We start from the raw sequence: 15,671 nt of genomic DNA, 5'->3' as shown, positions 1-15,671 counted from the left end.
AACGCCTTAGGTGGCCGCGCTATCGGCGTCGGCACAGCATTTTTTATATTTCTTGCCGCTGCCGCAGTGGCACGGGTCGTTGCGGCCCGTCTTCGGCACGTCGCGCAAGACCGTAGCGCCGGGCTGGCTGTGTGCCTGGCTTTTCAGGTGGCGCTGGCGCGCCCAGGCCGCATTGATGGCGATGACAGCGGGAATCACGCCATCCATGGCCGTTTCGGCCGCATCGTCATCGAGCTCGCTGGCCGTGGCCAGGTGCTGGAACGGCGCCAGGTACTCCGGGTGGCTGACGGCCAGGGCCGCCCACTGGGGCTTGTCCAGGCTGGTGCCAAGCAGGAAGCCGGCACACCAGGCAGGCACGCTCCATTCGGGGCCGCAGACGTAGATGGGCTCGAAGCTGTCCGGGTCCTTCGCCAGCCATTCGACCATGTAGGCGTGGTGGCGTTGGGCCAGGCTGGCCGCCCGTTCGCTGGCCGCGTCGGGTGCTGGCAAGACGCTGCCGGCCGTCTTGTCCCAGACCCAGGGCAGCCATTGTTCCGGCGCGATCTGTTTCGGGCTCAGGGCGACGGCCGTGAGGAAACCTTCCAGCATGGACACGTCCATGGCCGCTCCGGCCAGGGCAGGGGCGGCCAGCAGGGTGTCGAGTTCGGCGTATTCGTCGTCGGAGAGGGGCGTGGTGGTGGAGATGCTGGACATGGGATTTTTCAGTAATGTGGGTGGATGGCCGGTGGCCCTGGCCGTATTGTACCGCCCGGCAAGGGAGAAACTGCTGCCGGAATGAAAAACGGCGGCCCGCAGGCCGCCGTTTTCAGCTAAGGCAAAACGCTTACTTCACGCCGTGCATCAGTTTGTTGATCAGCGGTGCGATCAGGAACAGCACGACGCCGGCGCCCAGCAGGGACCAGAAGCCGAAGGTGTAGCCGGACAGGGCCGACTGTACCGACATGCCGCTCGTGCCGCTGACGTGGCTGGCGAAGATGCCCGACAGGTTGTTGCCGATACCGGTCGACAGGAACCAGCCGCCCATGCCCAGGCCGACCAGGCGTACTGGCGCCAGCTTGGTGACCATCGACAGGCCGATAGGCGACAGGCACAGCTCGCCGATCGATTGCAGCACGTACACGGTTGCCAGGGTCCAGAACGGGATCTTGTTATCGGCGCCAACCAGGCTCGACAGAGCGAAGATCAGCAAACCGAAGGCCAAGGCATTCCCCAGCAAGCCCAGGCCGAATTTGCGCGGGATCGATGGATTGACGTTGTGGCGCGCCAGGAAGACCCAGATGGCGGCGATGATAGGCGCAAAAATGATGATGGCGACCGAATTGACGGTCTGGAAGTAGGCGGTCGGGAAGATCCAGAAGCCCAGGTCGCGGTTGACGATCTTGTCAGCCAGGAAGGTAAACGAGCTGCCTGCCTGTTCGAAGAACATCCAGAACAGGATGTTGAAGACAAAAATCAGCAGCATGGCGATGACACGGTCACGCGCAACTTTACCGTTGCGTATGCCTTCGATCATCAGCATCACGGCCAGGCCGATGAATAGCGCGGTCAGGACGATTTGCAGCTTTTCAGCGCCGACGGTCAGCAGGAAGTACACGAGCGGGATCACGCACAGGGAGCCGACGGCTACCCAGACGACGCGCATCGGGTTGCCGGAACCGGCTTCCGGAGCGCCGATGCCTTTCAGGGCGCGGCGGCCGATGGCGAACCAAACCAGGCTGATCAGCATGCCGAAACCGGAGGCCATGAAGACCATCTTGTACGAAGGCATGGCGCTGGTGCCGAAGATCGACTCGGCCAGCCACTGGGTGAAGACAGGCGCAACCATGGCGCCCATGTTGATACCCATGTAGAAGATCGTGAAGCCACTGTCGCGGCGCGGATCGGCTGTCGTGTACAGCTTGCCGACCATGGTCGAGATGTTCGGCTTGAACATGCCGTTACCGACGATCATGGTGGCCAGGCCCAGGTTGAAGATGTCCTGGTTCGGTACCGAGATGCAGAACAGGCCGGCAGCCATGAAGACGGCGCCCAGCAGGATGGAGCGCTGGTAACCGATGACCCGGTCGGCGATGTAGCCGCCGAACAGGGCGCCGGCGTACACCAGCGCGAGGAAGGAACCGTAGGTAAGGTTGGCCGCTGCCTGTCCCGAACCGTCGCCGCCGTGGAACTGGGCAACGATGTACAGTACCAGCGCCCAGCGAACTCCGTAGAACGCGAAGCGTTCCCAGAATTCAGTCATGAACAACATCCACAATGGGCTTGGATGGCCCATAATCTGCTTGAACTCGGGAATAACGGCTTCCTTGTTGGGCGTAGTCGCACCGCTCATGCGGTTCCTCCTGAAAAATTATTATAGTCAATCGATACAACGAACTTATGGAAGCCTGCGGGCGGCGGGGACTCTCATGAAGAACCTCACGCACGGGAATTCCAATAGGCTGGCATTCTAATCTACAAATTGCGCTGAGCGAAGATTTCGATTCGCATTAGCAAGAATGACTGTTTCATATTAGTCAAACCGGTTTGCAGGCAAGGGCGGCCCGGGCGATTTTGCGGCGGCACAGCACAACTTGCCTGACTTGTCGTATATTAAGGCTGCAAGACCTTCGAGCATCGATTTTTAAAGGGATTTTTCGCATTATGGAACACGACGTTATCGATACTCTGGTTTCACCGGAAGGCCGCCTGGACGTGCTCTCCAAGACTGAAGTCAACAAACTGCTCGACACCAGCCAGGGCGGCCTGTACAACACTTTCCGCCGCTGCGCGCTGGCGGTCTTGAATTGCGGCAGCACCATCGACGATGGCCGCGCCCTGCTGGAGCGCTACCAATCGTTTGAAATCTCCATCATCCAGCGCGAGCGCGGCATCAAGCTCGACATCAAGGGCGCGCCAGCCATCGCCTTTGTCGACGGCAAGATGATCAAGGGCATCCACGAGCACCTGTTTGCCGTGCTGCGCGACATCATCTTCGTCAGCGATGAAGTCACGGGCAACCCGAAATTCGATTTGCAGAGCACGGAAGGCGTGACGGACGCCGTCTTCCATATCCTGCGCAACGCGAACGTACTGCAAACCCAGCTCAACCCGAACCTGGTCGTGTGCTGGGGCGGTCACTCGATCAACCGCGCCGAATACAATTATTCGAAGGAAGTGGGCTACCAGCTGGGCTTGCGCGGCCTCGATATCTGCACCGGTTGCGGCCCCGGCGCCATGAAGGGCCCCATGAAGGGCGCCACCATCGGCCACGCCAAGCAGCGCCTGCACAATGGCCGCTACCTTGGCATCACGGAGCCGGGCATCATCGCCGCCGAGTCGCCTAACCCCATCGTCAATGACCTGGTCATCATGCCGGATATCGAAAAACGCCTGGAAGCGTTCGTGCGCGCGGGCCACGGCATCGTCGTTTTCCCCGGCGGCGCCGGCACGGCCGAAGAGATTTTGTATATCCTCGGTATCCTGCTGCATCCGGACAATGCCGAGATTCCGTTCCCGCTGATCTTCACGGGCCCGGAAACCTCGCGCGAGTACTTCGTGCAGATCAACCAGTTCATCAGCGACACGCTGGGCCCGGAAGCGCAGCAGCGCTATAAAATCATCATCGACGACCCGGAACTGGTGGCGCGCGAAATGCTTGAAGGCATCCGCCAGGTGCGCGAATTCCGCAAGGCGCACAGTGACGCGTATTACTTCAATTGGCTGCTGAAGATCGACCACGAATTCCAGAAGCCGTTCCAGCCCACGCATGAAAACATGCGCAACCTGAGCCTGCACAAGAACCAGCCCACGCACTTGCTGGCGGCCCAGCTGCGCCGCGCGTTCTCGGGCGTGGTGGCGGGCAACGTCAAGGATGACGGCATCCGCTCGATCGAAAAGCACGGCAATTTCGAGATCCACGGCGACAAATCCATCGCCGGCCCGATGGATGCGCTGCTCGCTTCCTTCGTGGCGCAGCACCGCATGAAGCTGGCGGGCACGGCATACGTGCCTTGCTATACCGTGGTCCAATAAGACGTTTTTCAAGCAGCGCCGCCCGCTCCCTGCGTTTGCCGGGGGGAGGGCGGCGCCTTTTCATCTGCGTTCCCAGCCATGCCCCCATCGTGTTCCTTCGCCGCCACAGGCAATCAAATCGCTTGCGTCATCGATTCGTGGGTGCTATCTTTGGAACCGGTTCCAAAATAAAAATATGCATATCAACAGGTAGTGGAGATCAACCTTGGATTTAGTACGCGGCAGCAAAAAAACAGTCTCCGGCGAGCCGGCCCGGCCCGTGACCATCGCCCAGGTGGCGCGCGAGGCGGGCGTGTCGAAGACGAGCGTGTCGCGTTTTCTCGGCGGCGAACTCGATGCCCTGTCCGAGAACATCCGCCAGCAGATCACCAGTACCATCGCGCGCCTCGGCTACCAGCCGAACCAGATGGCGCGTGGCCTCAAGCGCGGACGCACGCGCTTGATCGGCATGGTCGTGGCGGACATGCTCAATCCCTACACGGTGGCCGTGCTTCAAGGCGTGGAAGCGGCTTGCCAGCAACATGGTTATACCTTGATCTTGTGTAATACCGGCAATGACGAACAGCGCGAACGCCAGTCGCTTGCCGCGCTGCGCTCGTACAGCGTGGAAGGGCTGATCGTCAACACGCAGGGGCGCAATATCCAGTCGTCCGACTTGCAGCTGGCGGGCATGCCTATCGTGCTGGTCGACCGCCGCATCGAAGGCGTCGATTTCGACCTGGTGGGCCTGGACAATGTGCAGGCGGGCCGACTGGCTACCGCGCATCTGATCGAGCAGGGTTTCGACGCCATCGTCTTTGTCGCGCCACCCTTGACGGGCGTCAGTTCGCGCCTGATGCGCGCCGACGGTTTCCAGTCCGTGATGGCCGAGCATCCCGGCTGCGTGGGCGAAGTGCTGGCGGTGGACCTGGACGACCGGCCCTCCATCGACGCGCAGGTGCGGCAACGCCTGGCGCAATGGCGCGGCCGCCGCGTGGCGCTGCTGGCGTCGAACGGCATGGTGGCGCTGGAACTGGCGCTGATGCTGCAGCGCCTCGAATTGCGCATGCCGCAAGACGTGGGCTTGCTGGGCTTTGACGAATTGCCGTGGTCGCCGCTGGCGGGCCTGAGCACGATCGAGCAACAGACTTACGAGATCGGCTTTTCGGCGATGACGTGCATGCTGTCTCGCCTGCAGGGCGATCAGTGCCCGCCGCGCGAGGTGCTGTTGCCAGGTAAGTTGATTGTGCGCAATTCCACCCAGCGAGGAATTGCGGGCAAGGACGGAGCTTGACGGAAAGAGGGCGTCGCCCTTTTTTTTGGGGAAGCTATGGAACCGGTTTCATAAACGGTATTTTCATTGGAAAGGGGCATGGATAGTCAGGCAGGGCAATGGCAGGAGGTTGGCATGAGGTTGAAAATAAGTTGAAACGACACGGCAAGAGACGATCTGAATCGTCCATTTGACAATATTCCCGGAAGCGCCTCGACGAGGCCGATACCGGGATCACAGGAGACTGAAGCATGAAGATGACGACACTGTTTTACGCGAAGTTCGTGGCCTGTGCGCTCGCAGCAACGTGCGCCCTGGGCGCGGCCGCCGACGCCGGCGCCCAGACGCTTGGTGACCTGATCAAGAAGGGCAAGCTGAGCATCGGCGTGGTCAGCGGCACGCCGCCGTTTGGCAGCATCGACGCCAAGGGCGCGCCCGTCGGCTACGATGTCGACGTCGCCAACCTGATCGGCAAATACCTGAACCTGCCCGTGGAAGTGGTGCCCCTGACAGCGCCGTCGCGCGTGCCATCGTTGGAATCGGGCAAGGTCGACTTCCTCGTGGCGACCCTGGCGCCCACGCCGGAACGGGCCAAGACCCTGATGTTCACCATGCCCTACAGCGCGTTTGAGTTGGCGATCGTCGCACCTGTCGGCGGAAAATTCAAGGCCCTGGCCGACCTGAAGGGCAAGAAAGTGGGCGTGACGCGCGGCACCACGAATGACACGGCGCTGAGCCGCATGGCGCCGGCCGGCACCAGCATCGTGCGTTTCGAGGATGACGCCACCGTCACCCAGGCCTTGCTCAGCAAGCAGGTCGACGCCGTGTCGATCCCCAGCACGATGGCGCTCGACATCATCAAGACGCGCGGCGCGGGCAAGATCGAGGTTCGGTTCGCCTACTCGCTGCAGCCCAACTCGATGGCGGTGCGCCGCGGCGACTTCGAGCTGCACCAGTGGCTCAACAACTTCATCTACTACGTCAAGCTGAACGGCGAACTCGACGCCATCGCGCGCAAGTGGAGCGGCGCGCCGCTGCCAGCGCTGCCGACCTTCTGATACCGCAACCCGCACAGGGATAGTGCCTGTCCGCACGGCGCGCCGCCATGGTGGCGCGGCCGGGGATGCGCACGTAGAAAAGGAGTTGAGTATGCCGTATGAATTTCATTTTGAACTCGTCATGCAATCGCTGGACCGCCTGTTGTGGGGCGCGGCGCTGACGATACGCCTGAGCGCCCTGGCTATGGTGCTGGGGCTGGCGGTGGGCGTGTGCGCCGCCGTCATCCTGAAGAACGGTCCCGCCTATGCCCGCGCCGCGGTGCGCGCCTATGTCGAGGTGATTCGCAGCACGCCGTTCCTGGTGCAGCTGTTCATCATTTACTTTGGCCTGCCGTCGCTGGGCCTGCAGCTCGACGCGAACGGCGCCGCGCTCGTCGCCATGACGGTCAACCTGGGCGCCTATGCGGCGGAAATCGTGCGCGCCGGCATAGTCGCCGTGCATCCGTCGCAGCTGGAGGCGGCCCAGGCGCTGGGCATGACGCGCTGGCAGGTGATGCGCCACGTGGTACTGCTGCCGGCGCTGGAAAAAGTCTATCCGGCGCTGGCCAGCCAGTTCACGCTGATGATGCTCGCCTCGAGCGTCGTGTCGGCCATTTCCGCCGAAGAGCTGACCGCCGCCGCCCACCTGCTCGACGCGGAAACCTTCCGCAGCTTCGAGATCTACATCGTCGTGATGGTGCTGTACATCCTGCTGGCCCTGCTGTTCCGCTTCAGCTTCTGGGTATTGGGCCAGATCGTCTTCAAACGCCGCCGCCGTCTGGGCGCGGTGCGCATGGGAGCATGACATGATCAGTGACTTTTCCTGGGATAACCTGCAATTTCTGCTCGAGGCCACGCGCTGGACCATCGGCCTGTCGCTAATCGTCTTTCTCACGGGCGGCATCGCCGGCTTCGCGGTGGCGCTGCTGCGCACGGCGCGCAGCCCGTTCCTGCGTTTCGCCAGCGCCCTGTACATCCAGCTGATCCAGGGCACGCCCGTGCTGATCGTGCTGTTCCTTACCTATTACGGCCTGGCCCTGTTCGGCTACAAGCTGTCGCCGATCGTCGCGGCCGGCGCGGCGATGACGATCTTTTCCAGCGCTTACCTGGGCGAGATCTGGCGCGCCTGCATCGAAGGCGTGCAGCGGCAGCAGTGGGAAGCGTCCGCCGCGCTGGCGCTGAACCGCTACCAGCAGCTGCGCTACGTGATCCTGCCGCAGGCGCTGCGCCATTCGCTGCCGTCGACGGTGGGCTTCATGGTGCAGATCATCAAGAACACCTCGATCACCTCGATCATCGGCGTGGTGGAACTGACGCGGGCAGGGCAACTGGTCAGCAATGCGACCTTCCTGCCTTTCATCGTCTTCCCCGTCGTCGCCCTGATCTACTTCGCGATGTGCTATCCGCTGTCGCGCTACAGCCATTCACTGGAAAGGAAATTCCATGCCCATCGTTGAAATTGACAATATCAGCAAGAGCTTCGGCGCCAACCACGTGCTCAAGGGCGTTTCCTTCGCCGTCGAGCGTGGGCAGGTGATCGCCGTGATCGGCCGCAGCGGCTCCGGCAAGAGCACCATGCTGCGCTGTATCAACGGCCTGGAAACCATCGACAGCGGCAGCATCGTCGTGGCCGGCCATACGCTGACGGCGCGCCAGGAGCGTCTGCTCGACTTGCGCAAGGATGTCGGCATGGTCTTCCAGAGCTACAACCTGTTCCCCCACCTGACGGTGGAAGAAAACGTCATGCTGGCGCCGCGCATCGTCAAGAAGGTGCCTGATGCCCAAGGCCGCGCCACGGCGCTGCGCGTGCTCAAGCAGGTGGGCCTGGACCACAAGCGCGACGCCTATCCCGAGCAGCTGTCGGGCGGCCAGCAGCAGCGCGTGGCGATCGCCCGTTCGCTGGCGATGGAGCCGCAGGTGATGCTGTTCGACGAAGTGACGTCGGCGCTCGACCCGGAGCTGACGCAGGAAGTGCTGAAGGTGATGGAAGAACTGGCGCAGGCCGGCATGACGATGCTGCTGGTGACGCACGAGATGGAGTTCGCGCGGCGCATGGCCGACGTCACCGTCTTCATGCATCAGGGAACGGTGTGGGAGAGCGGGCCTTCGGAAGCTTTTTTCAGCAACCCGCAAACGCCCGAAGCGCGCCAGTTCGTCGGCGCGGGAGCGATCAAATGAGCCCCGTCCTGGTGGCGGCGTCGGCCTATGGCGCAAGCAGGGTAAGGCAACTGGGGCAAAGCCATTTCATCGACGTGGTGGCCGAGGCGGGCGGCGCCGGCATCGAGATCCGCCGCGAGCTGTTCACCTCCGACTTGCCGGACCTGGTGCGCATGGGCGCGGCGGTGGCCGCGCGCGGCCTGTACTGCGTGTATTCCACGCCCATCGAATTGTGGGGCGCGGACGGCTTGTTGCAGCAGGAGCTGCTGCAGCAGATGCTGGACGAGGCGGCGCGCCTGGGGGCGCGTTACCTGAAGGTGTCGCTGGGCCATTACCCGGCCGTGCCGGACCTGCCGGCCTTGAATGGTTTGCTGGCGGCCGCGCCCGTGGCGCTGCTGGTGGAAAACGACCAGACGGCCCATGGCGGCGCGCTGGCGACCATGGCGCGCTTCCTGGCGGCGGCGCGCGAAGGCGGGCTGCCGGTGGGGCTGACCTTCGACATCGGCAACTGGCGCTGGGTGGGCGAGGACGCGCAGCAGGCGGCGCGCCTGCTGGCGCCATACGTGCGCTATGTGCATTGCAAGGCTGTCCTCGATGACGGGGGCCGGCTGTCCGCCTGCGCCGTCTCCGAGGCCGATCCGGCCTGGCGCGCCGTCTTCGCCCACTTTGCGCCTGGCGTGCAGCGGGCCATCGAATTCCCGTTGGAGGGGGCCGACCTGGTGGCCGAAACGGGCCGCTACATTCAGATGCTGGAGACCGCATGATGGAACATGAAATGCTTCAAGGGGCGCATGCGCTCGACGTCGTCACCTATGGCGAGGCGATGGCGATGTTCGTTGCCGAGGAAACGGGAGATCTGGCGGCCGTGGCGCACTTTACGCGCCGCCTGGCCGGCGCCGAGACGAATGTCGCCATCGGCCTGGCGCGCCTGGGCTTGCGGGTCGGCTGGCTGAGCCGCGTGGGCGACGATTCCTTCGGCCGCTTCATCCGCGCCAGCGTGCAGGCCGAGGGCGTCGATTGCAGCCGCGTCGTCACCGTCGCCGGCCAGTCCAGCGCCTTCCTGCTCAAGGAGAAGGCCGAGAACGGCGCCGATCCGCTGGTCGAATACTTCCGCAAGGGTTCCGCCGCCAGCCGGCTGGCGCCGGAACATTTCGACCCCGCCTATTTCCTGTCCGCGCGCCATTTGCACGCCACTGGCGTGGCCGCGGCGCTGTCCGAGACCAGCCTGGCGTTCGCCGGCCAGGCGCTCGACTTCATGCGCGAGCATGGCCGGACCGTGTCGTTCGATCCGAACCTGCGGCCCTCGCTGTGGCCCTCGCAAGCTGTCATGGTCGAACAGATCAACCGCCTCGCTGCCAAGGCGGACTGGGTGCTGCCCGGCCTGGGGGAGGGGAAAATTCTCACCGGTCACGACTTGCCGCACGACGTCGCCGGCTTTTATCTGCAGCGGGGCGCGCGGCTGGTGGTCATCAAGCTGGGCGCCGAGGGCGCCTATTACCGCACGGCCGATGGCGACAGCGGCATGGTGCCGGGCGAGCGCGTGGCCAAGGTGGTCGATACGGTGGGCGCCGGCGACGGCTTCGCGGCCGGCCTGGTCAGCGCCTTGCTGGAAGGCTTGCCGCTGGCGCAGGCGGTAAGGCGCGGCAACAGAGTCGGCGCCTTCGCCATCCAGGTGGCCGGCGACATGGAAGGCTTGCCGACCCGCGCCCAACTCGACGCGCTGGCCCAATCTTGAACCGAACAGGGGAAACACTCGTGAAAAAACATGTCGTTGTGTATAAAAAGCTGGCTGAGCCGCTGCTGGTGCGCCTGCGCGCCGAATGCGACGTGACGTACTTTGAGGCGATCGATGCGGGCAACCGCGCCGCGTTCGCCGCCGCCATTCGCGGCGCGCACGGCTTGCTGGGCGCCAGCGTGCGCCTGGACCGTGAACTGCTGGACCCGGCCTTTGACCTGCGCATTATTTCCACCATTTCGGTGGGCGTCGACCAGTTCGACGTCGACTATTTGCGCGAACGGGGCATCTTGCTGGCCAATACGCCGGACGTGCTGACGGAAACGACGGCCGACACGATCTTCGCGCTGATCCTGGCCAGCGCGCGGCGCGTTGTCGAACTGGCCGAATTCGTCAAGGCCGGACGCTGGACGCGCAGCGTGGGGGAAAGCCAGTATGGCGTCAACGTGCATGGCAAGACCATCGGCATGCTGGGCATGGGCCGCATCGGCCGCGCCGTCGCCCGCCGCGCTGCGCTGGGTTTCGGCATGCAGGTGCTGTACGTGAATGGCGAGGCGGTACCCGAGGTGGAGGTGGCGCTGGGCGCGCGCCAGGTGGCGCTCGACGACTTGCTGGCCGGCTCCGATTTCGTCTGCGTGGTGCTGCCGCTGACGGCGCAGACGGAACGCATGATGGGTCGGCGCGAGTTCGCGCTGATGCGCCCCGGCGCCATCTTCATCAACGGTTCGCGCGGGCGCATCGTCGACGAGGCGGCGCTGATCGAGGCGCTGCAACAGGGCACGATCCACGGCGCCGGTCTCGACGTGTTCGAGCGCGAACCGCTGGCGCCGGACAATCCGCTGCCGGGCATGGCCAATGTGGTGGCGCTGCCGCACATCGGCTCGGCCACGCATGAAACGCGCTACGCCATGGCGCAGCAGGCTGTGGACAACCTGCTGGCCGGCTTGCGCGGCGAGCGTCCACGCCACCTGGTGAGCTAAGCGCAGTATCCACAGACAGGGAAAGAGATGAAGAATAAGGTAGCAATGGCAATGATCATCGGCGCCGGCGCCTGCGGCAGCCTGTGTTGCGCGCAGTCGAACGTGGCCATGTACGGTATCGCGGACCTGGGCGTGGTGTCCGAGAGCGGCGGCGCTGGCGGCAGGGTGCTCAAGGTGACCAGCGGCATCGCCAACGGCTCGCGGCTGGGTTTCAAGGGCAGCGAAGACCTGGGCGGCGGCATGACGGCGATCTTTACGATGGATGCAGGCATCCTGGCCGACACGGGCGCTTCGGCCCAGGGCGGCCTGCTGTTCGGGCGCCAGGCTTTCGTTGGCCTGAGCGGCGCGGCGGGCACGCTGCGACTGGGCCGCCAGTACACGTTCATCGATAGCAGCCTGGGCGCGCTGGACCCGTTTTACCTGGGTTTTGCGGGCAGGATGAGCAATGTCTTCACGGCCGGCTACATCAGTCGGGTCGACAACAGCATCACCTACAGCTCGCCCGTGCGCGGCGGACTGTCCGGCGAACTGGCGTACGGCTTCGGCGAAGTGCCCGGCGACGCGGCGGCCAGGCGCTACACGGGCGCGGCAGCCACCTATGCCAGCGGGCCGCTGTATGTGCGCATGGCGCACCAGGATGCCAACACCTTGTCGGCTGTGCAGGTGACGGGCAGGGCGCGCAACACGGTGCTTGGCGCCACCTGGGACTTCGGCGTGGTCAAGGCGCATGGCGCCGTCGCCGTCAGCAAGAGCACTGCGGGCGCTGCCACCACGGTCGACAGCGCGGACCTGATGCTGGGCGCCACCTTGCCGGTAGGCCCGCACCGCGTCCTGTTCTCGTACGTGCGGCGCGACGACCGGCGCGCCGCCAACGGCGACGCTTCCCAGATCGGCATCGGCTACACCTACGCGCTGTCGAAGCGCAGCACCTTGTACGCGGCCTATGCGCATATCGACAACCGCAACGGCGCCGCCTATGTGGTGGGCAATGCCACCGAGAACGGCACCGGCAACCAGGCATGGAACCTCGGCCTGCGCCACACTTTTTAACTGGAGAATGGAATGAAGAAGATCGGATGGATTTTGGTCGGCGCCAGCACCGTGGCGCGCGAATGGATGGTCGACGCGATCCGCCAGCAGGGTGACGCGGAAGTGCTGGCCGTGGTCAGCACGGACGCCGCGCGCGGCGCCGCCTTTGCCGAGCAGTTCGGCATAGCCGCCAGCTACACGGACTTGAATGCGGCGCTGGCCCATCCGGGCGCGGACGCCGTGTACATCAGCACCACCAATGAGTGGCATATGGCGCAGACGCTGCAGGCGGCGCGCGCCGGCAAGCACGTGCTGTGCGAGAAGCCGCTGGCGCTGAACCTGGAGGATGCCCGCCGCATGCTGGACGGCTGCGCCGAAGCGGGCGTGGTGCTGGGAATTAACCACCACTTGCGCAACGCCGCCAGCCACGGCAAGGTGCGCGAGCTGATACGCGCCGGCGAGATTGGTCAGCCTTTGTATTGCCGCGTGCTGCACGCGAACAACCTGCCGCAGCACCTGCGCGGCTGGCGCCTGCACGCGCCGGAGTCGGGTGGCGTCACGCTCGACATGTTCGTGCACGATGTCGACACCTTGCGCTTCCTGCTCGATGCAGAACCGCGCCACGTGACAGCCTGCGCCACCAGCGGCGGCATGACGGTGGCCGGGCTGGAAGAGGGCCTGATGGCCGTCATCGAGTTCGACAACGGCACCCTGGTGCAGGTGCACGACGCGTTCAATGCGCCGCATTCCCTGTCCGGCGTGGAAATCATCGGCACCAAGGGCACGATCTTCGCCACCGGCGTCATGACGCAGCGCCCCGTCGGCACCATCTGCCTGACCCGCGACGATGGCAGCGTCGACATCCCCATCGAGCATGAAAACCTGTACGTGCGCTCGGTGCGCGCCTTCCAGCGCGCCATGCGCGGCGAAGGGCAGCCGGCCGCCACTGGCGACGACGGCATGCGCGCGCTGGCCACGGCGCTGGCGGCGCAGCAGGCCAGCCGCAGCCACCAGCGCGTGACCCTGGCCGGCTGACGTCCTGCGGCAGACGTAAAAAAGCCGCCTGATCGCGAAATCAGGCGGCTTTTTTTGCCTTGAAGCATCGAACGCCTGAAAAATCGTAGCGAGCGGATGGGAGTTGCGGCTAAGAAGCGCAACTGTGCTATGGCACAGTGAGCATCGCAGGCCGCAAATCGCGACGCGCAGTAGATTTTTCAGGTGTTCATCACTCTTCGCGGCGCAGATGAGGGAACAGCAGCACGTCGCGGATGTTTGGCGAATCCGTGATGATCATCATCAGGCGGTCGATGCCGATGCCGCAGCCGCCGGCTGGCGGCATGCCGTATTCCAGCGCGCGGATGTAGTCGGCGTCGTAGAACATTGCCTCTTCATCGCCGGCGTCCTTGGCGGCCACTTGCGCCAGGAAGCGGGCCGACTGGTCTTCCGCATCGTTCAACTCGGAGAAGCCGTTGGCGATCTCGCGGCCCACCATGAACAGTTCAAAACGTTCGGTGATGCCGGCCACCGTGTCGGAAGCGCGCGCCAGTGGCGACACTTCGACCGGGTAGTCGATGATGTAGGTCGGTTCCCACAGCTGCGCTTCAGCCGTCTCTTCGAACAGCGCCAGTTGCAGCGCGCCCAGGCCGGCCGTGGCGAACGGCTTGACGCCGAATTTCTTCAGCTCTTCCTTGATGAATTCCGCATCGTTCAACTGTTCCGGCGTGTAGCCTGGCGCGTATTTGTTGATCGCTTCGACGATGGTCAGGCGGTGGAACGGCTTGGCCAGGTCCAGCTCGCGGCCGCCGTAGGTCAGGGTAGCGGTGCCGTGCGCGTCGATGGCGGCCTGGCGGATGACGGCTTCCGTGAAGTCCATCAGCCATTTGTAGTCGGTGTAGGCCGCGTAGAATTCCATCATCGTGAATTCCGGGTTGTGACGGATCGACACGCCCTCGTTGCGGAAGTTGCGGTTGATTTCGAACACGCGGTCGAAGCCGCCCACGACCAGGCGCTTCAGGTACAGCTCGGGCGCGATGCGCAGGAACATCTGCATGTCCAGCGCATTGTGGTGCGTGATGAACGGTTTTGCCGCCGCGCCGCCCGGGATCGTGTGCAGCATCGGCGTTTCCACTTCCATGAACTCGTTCTTTTCCATGAAGCGGCGGATCGACGAGATGGCGGCGGTACGCGCCTTGAAGGTGCGGCGCGTCTCTTCATTCATGATCAGGTCGACGTAGCGCTGGCGGTACTTGGTTTCCTGGTCGGCCAGGCCGTGGAATTTGTCCGGCAGCGGGCGCAGCGACTTGGTGATCAGGCGTAGTTCCGTGACCTTGATGGTCAGTTCGTCCGTCTTGGTCTTGAACAGGGTGCCCGTCACGCCCAGGATATCGCCCAGGTCATAGTGGTGCAGGGCGGCCATGGCCGCTTCGCCGGTGAGATCAAGGGTGGCGTAGATCTGGATGCGGCCGTCGGCCTTCGGGCCGGAAGCGTCTTGCAGGGTGGCGAAAGCGGCTTTTTTGCCCGCTTCGCGCTTGAGCATCATGCGGCCGGCCAGCACCACGGTGACAGGTTCGGCTTCCAGCTCTTCGCGCGTCTTGGCGCCGTATTGCGCGTGCAGATCGGCCGCCTTGTGCTCGGGGCGGAAATCGTTCGGGAAGGCGATGCCTTGTTCGCGCAGTGCGGCCAGCTTGACGCGGCGCTCCGCGATGATCTTGTTTTCATCGGGGGCGGCGGCTTGTTCTTGGATATCCGTAGTCATGGTGTTCTTCGTTGGTGATTATTGATGATGTGGTGCCAGCGCTGGCGCCACGCTGGCAAACAGTGCGTCGACGTCGAGTGCGGAGAAATCCGGCACGATGGCAATGACGTTGTCGAAAGTGGCAAACGCCTCGGCCGGCAGGGTGGTGGTGAGTACCACGACGCGCATGCCGGCACGGCGCGCCGCTTCCACGCCCAGGGGCGCGTCTTCAAAGACGATGCAGTTGTGCGGCAGCGCGCCGGCCAGCAGCGCGCCTTTCAGGAAAACGTCGGGGTGCGGCTTGCCCCGTTCCACGTCGGCGGCGCCGACGATGGCGTCGAAGCGGTGGCGCAGGTCCAGGCCGTCGAGCGTGAACGCGATGTTCTCGTCCGGCGCGGCCGTGCCCACCACCAGCCCGACACCGGCCTGGCGCGCGCTGGCGATCAGCCGGTCGAAGCCGGCCACCGTGGCCAGGTGCGGGCCGTACAGTTCGCGGTAGACGACTTCTTTTTCAGCCAGCAGGGTCACGTGGTCGGCATCCTCGCCCAGGTACTTGGCGATGATTTCGTGTCCCTGCCGTCCTGCCGTGTCGCGGAAAAAGGCGTCCGCATCCAGCGCATGGCCGTGGCGTTCAAAGAACGCCAGCCACGATGTCGTGTGGAAGGCCATGTTGTCGACGATCGTGCCATCCATGTCAAACAGGAAGGCGCGCTGCGCTGGAACGGATGCGTTCATC

General features: G+C 64.1%; 15 protein-coding genes. 11 read left to right on the top strand and 4 right to left on the bottom strand.

From position 1 onward, the window contains the following. Window positions 1-6 precede the first annotated feature (6 nt). Both ACQ4WY_RS03190 and ACQ4WY_RS03185 read right to left on the bottom strand, forming a co-directional pair. Complete coding sequence (locus ACQ4WY_RS03190; RefSeq protein ID WP_436502787.1) at window positions 7-693, bottom strand: UPF0149 family protein; 687 nt, start codon at window positions 691-693, stop codon at window positions 7-9. Window positions 694-823: 130 nt separating this feature from the next. Further along, window positions 824-2,272 carry a peptide MFS transporter gene (locus ACQ4WY_RS03185; protein ID WP_436504382.1) on the bottom strand — a complete coding sequence of 483 codons (1,449 nt, stop codon included), beginning with the start codon at window positions 2,270-2,272 and terminating at the stop codon, window positions 824-826. 368 nt (window positions 2,273-2,640) lie between these two features. On the opposite strand from ACQ4WY_RS03185, the gene ppnN reads away from it, so the two are divergent. The 11 genes from ppnN (at window position 2,641) to ACQ4WY_RS03130 (ending at window position 13,236) form a co-directional block, all read left to right on the top strand. Next, complete coding sequence (gene ppnN, locus ACQ4WY_RS03180) at window positions 2,641-4,011, top strand: nucleotide 5'-monophosphate nucleosidase PpnN (protein ID WP_070254173.1); 1,371 nt, start codon at window positions 2,641-2,643, stop codon at window positions 4,009-4,011. A gap of 205 nt (window positions 4,012-4,216) precedes the next feature. Beyond that, window positions 4,217-5,284, top strand: coding sequence for a LacI family DNA-binding transcriptional regulator (locus ACQ4WY_RS03175; protein WP_436502786.1), 1,068 nt, complete (start codon window positions 4,217-4,219; stop codon window positions 5,282-5,284). Between the two features lie 230 nt (window positions 5,285-5,514). Then, window positions 5,515-6,321: a transporter substrate-binding domain-containing protein gene (locus tag ACQ4WY_RS03170; RefSeq protein WP_436502785.1), complete on the top strand. Its 807-nt coding sequence runs from the start codon at window positions 5,515-5,517 to the stop codon at window positions 6,319-6,321. A gap of 91 nt (window positions 6,322-6,412) precedes the next feature. Beyond that, the gene (locus tag ACQ4WY_RS03165; protein WP_436502784.1) at window positions 6,413-7,105 is read left to right on the top strand and encodes an amino acid ABC transporter permease; all 693 of its coding nucleotides are present in this window, start codon (window positions 6,413-6,415) and stop codon (window positions 7,103-7,105) included. Window position 7,106: 1 nt separating this feature from the next. Next, window positions 7,107-7,757 carry an amino acid ABC transporter permease gene (locus tag ACQ4WY_RS03160; RefSeq protein ID WP_436502783.1) on the top strand — a complete coding sequence of 217 codons (651 nt, stop codon included), beginning with the start codon at window positions 7,107-7,109 and terminating at the stop codon, window positions 7,755-7,757. Beyond that, the gene (locus ACQ4WY_RS03155) at window positions 7,744-8,478 is read left to right on the top strand and encodes an amino acid ABC transporter ATP-binding protein (RefSeq protein WP_436502782.1); all 735 of its coding nucleotides are present in this window, start codon (window positions 7,744-7,746) and stop codon (window positions 8,476-8,478) included. The genes ACQ4WY_RS03160 and ACQ4WY_RS03155 overlap by 14 nt, the downstream gene beginning before the upstream one ends. Then, the gene (locus ACQ4WY_RS03150; RefSeq protein WP_436502781.1) at window positions 8,475-9,221 is read left to right on the top strand and encodes a sugar phosphate isomerase/epimerase family protein; all 747 of its coding nucleotides are present in this window, start codon (window positions 8,475-8,477) and stop codon (window positions 9,219-9,221) included. The genes ACQ4WY_RS03155 and ACQ4WY_RS03150 overlap by 4 nt, the downstream gene beginning before the upstream one ends. Next, window positions 9,218-10,192 (top strand): sugar kinase, encoded by a 975-nt coding sequence (locus ACQ4WY_RS03145; RefSeq protein ID WP_436502780.1) that lies wholly within the window; start codon window positions 9,218-9,220, stop codon window positions 10,190-10,192. Before ACQ4WY_RS03150 ends, ACQ4WY_RS03145 begins: the two co-directional genes overlap by 4 nt. Before the next feature lie 20 nt (window positions 10,193-10,212). Continuing rightward, on the top strand, window positions 10,213-11,172 hold the full coding sequence (locus ACQ4WY_RS03140; protein WP_436502779.1) for a 2-hydroxyacid dehydrogenase: 960 nt from the start codon (window positions 10,213-10,215) through the stop codon (window positions 11,170-11,172). A gap of 27 nt (window positions 11,173-11,199) precedes the next feature. After that, window positions 11,200-12,222: a porin gene (locus tag ACQ4WY_RS03135; protein ID WP_436502778.1), complete on the top strand. Its 1,023-nt coding sequence runs from the start codon at window positions 11,200-11,202 to the stop codon at window positions 12,220-12,222. Window positions 12,223-12,234: 12 nt separating this feature from the next. Beyond that, window positions 12,235-13,236: a Gfo/Idh/MocA family protein gene (locus tag ACQ4WY_RS03130; RefSeq protein WP_436502777.1), complete on the top strand. Its 1,002-nt coding sequence runs from the start codon at window positions 12,235-12,237 to the stop codon at window positions 13,234-13,236. Window positions 13,237-13,426: 190 nt separating this feature from the next. Here the strand turns inward: ACQ4WY_RS03130 and lysS are convergent, their stop codons facing one another. Together lysS and ACQ4WY_RS03120 are read right to left on the bottom strand one after the other, a co-directional pair. Continuing rightward, window positions 13,427-14,956 (bottom strand): lysine--tRNA ligase, encoded by a 1,530-nt coding sequence (lysS, locus tag ACQ4WY_RS03125; protein WP_436502776.1) that lies wholly within the window; start codon window positions 14,954-14,956, stop codon window positions 13,427-13,429. An 18-nt stretch (window positions 14,957-14,974) separates the two neighbouring features. Beyond that, the gene (locus ACQ4WY_RS03120; protein ID WP_436502775.1) at window positions 14,975-15,670 is read right to left on the bottom strand and encodes an HAD family hydrolase; all 696 of its coding nucleotides are present in this window, start codon (window positions 15,668-15,670) and stop codon (window positions 14,975-14,977) included. Between the last annotated feature and the right edge of the window lies 1 nt (window position 15,671).

This window comes from Janthinobacterium salmonicoloratum, assembly GCF_051380845.1.
Lineage (GTDB): Bacteria > Pseudomonadota > Gammaproteobacteria > Burkholderiales > Burkholderiaceae_D > Janthinobacterium > Janthinobacterium lividum_F.
The sequence above is the reverse complement of the archived record's forward strand: the minus strand, read 5'-3'. Positions and strand labels throughout refer to the sequence as shown.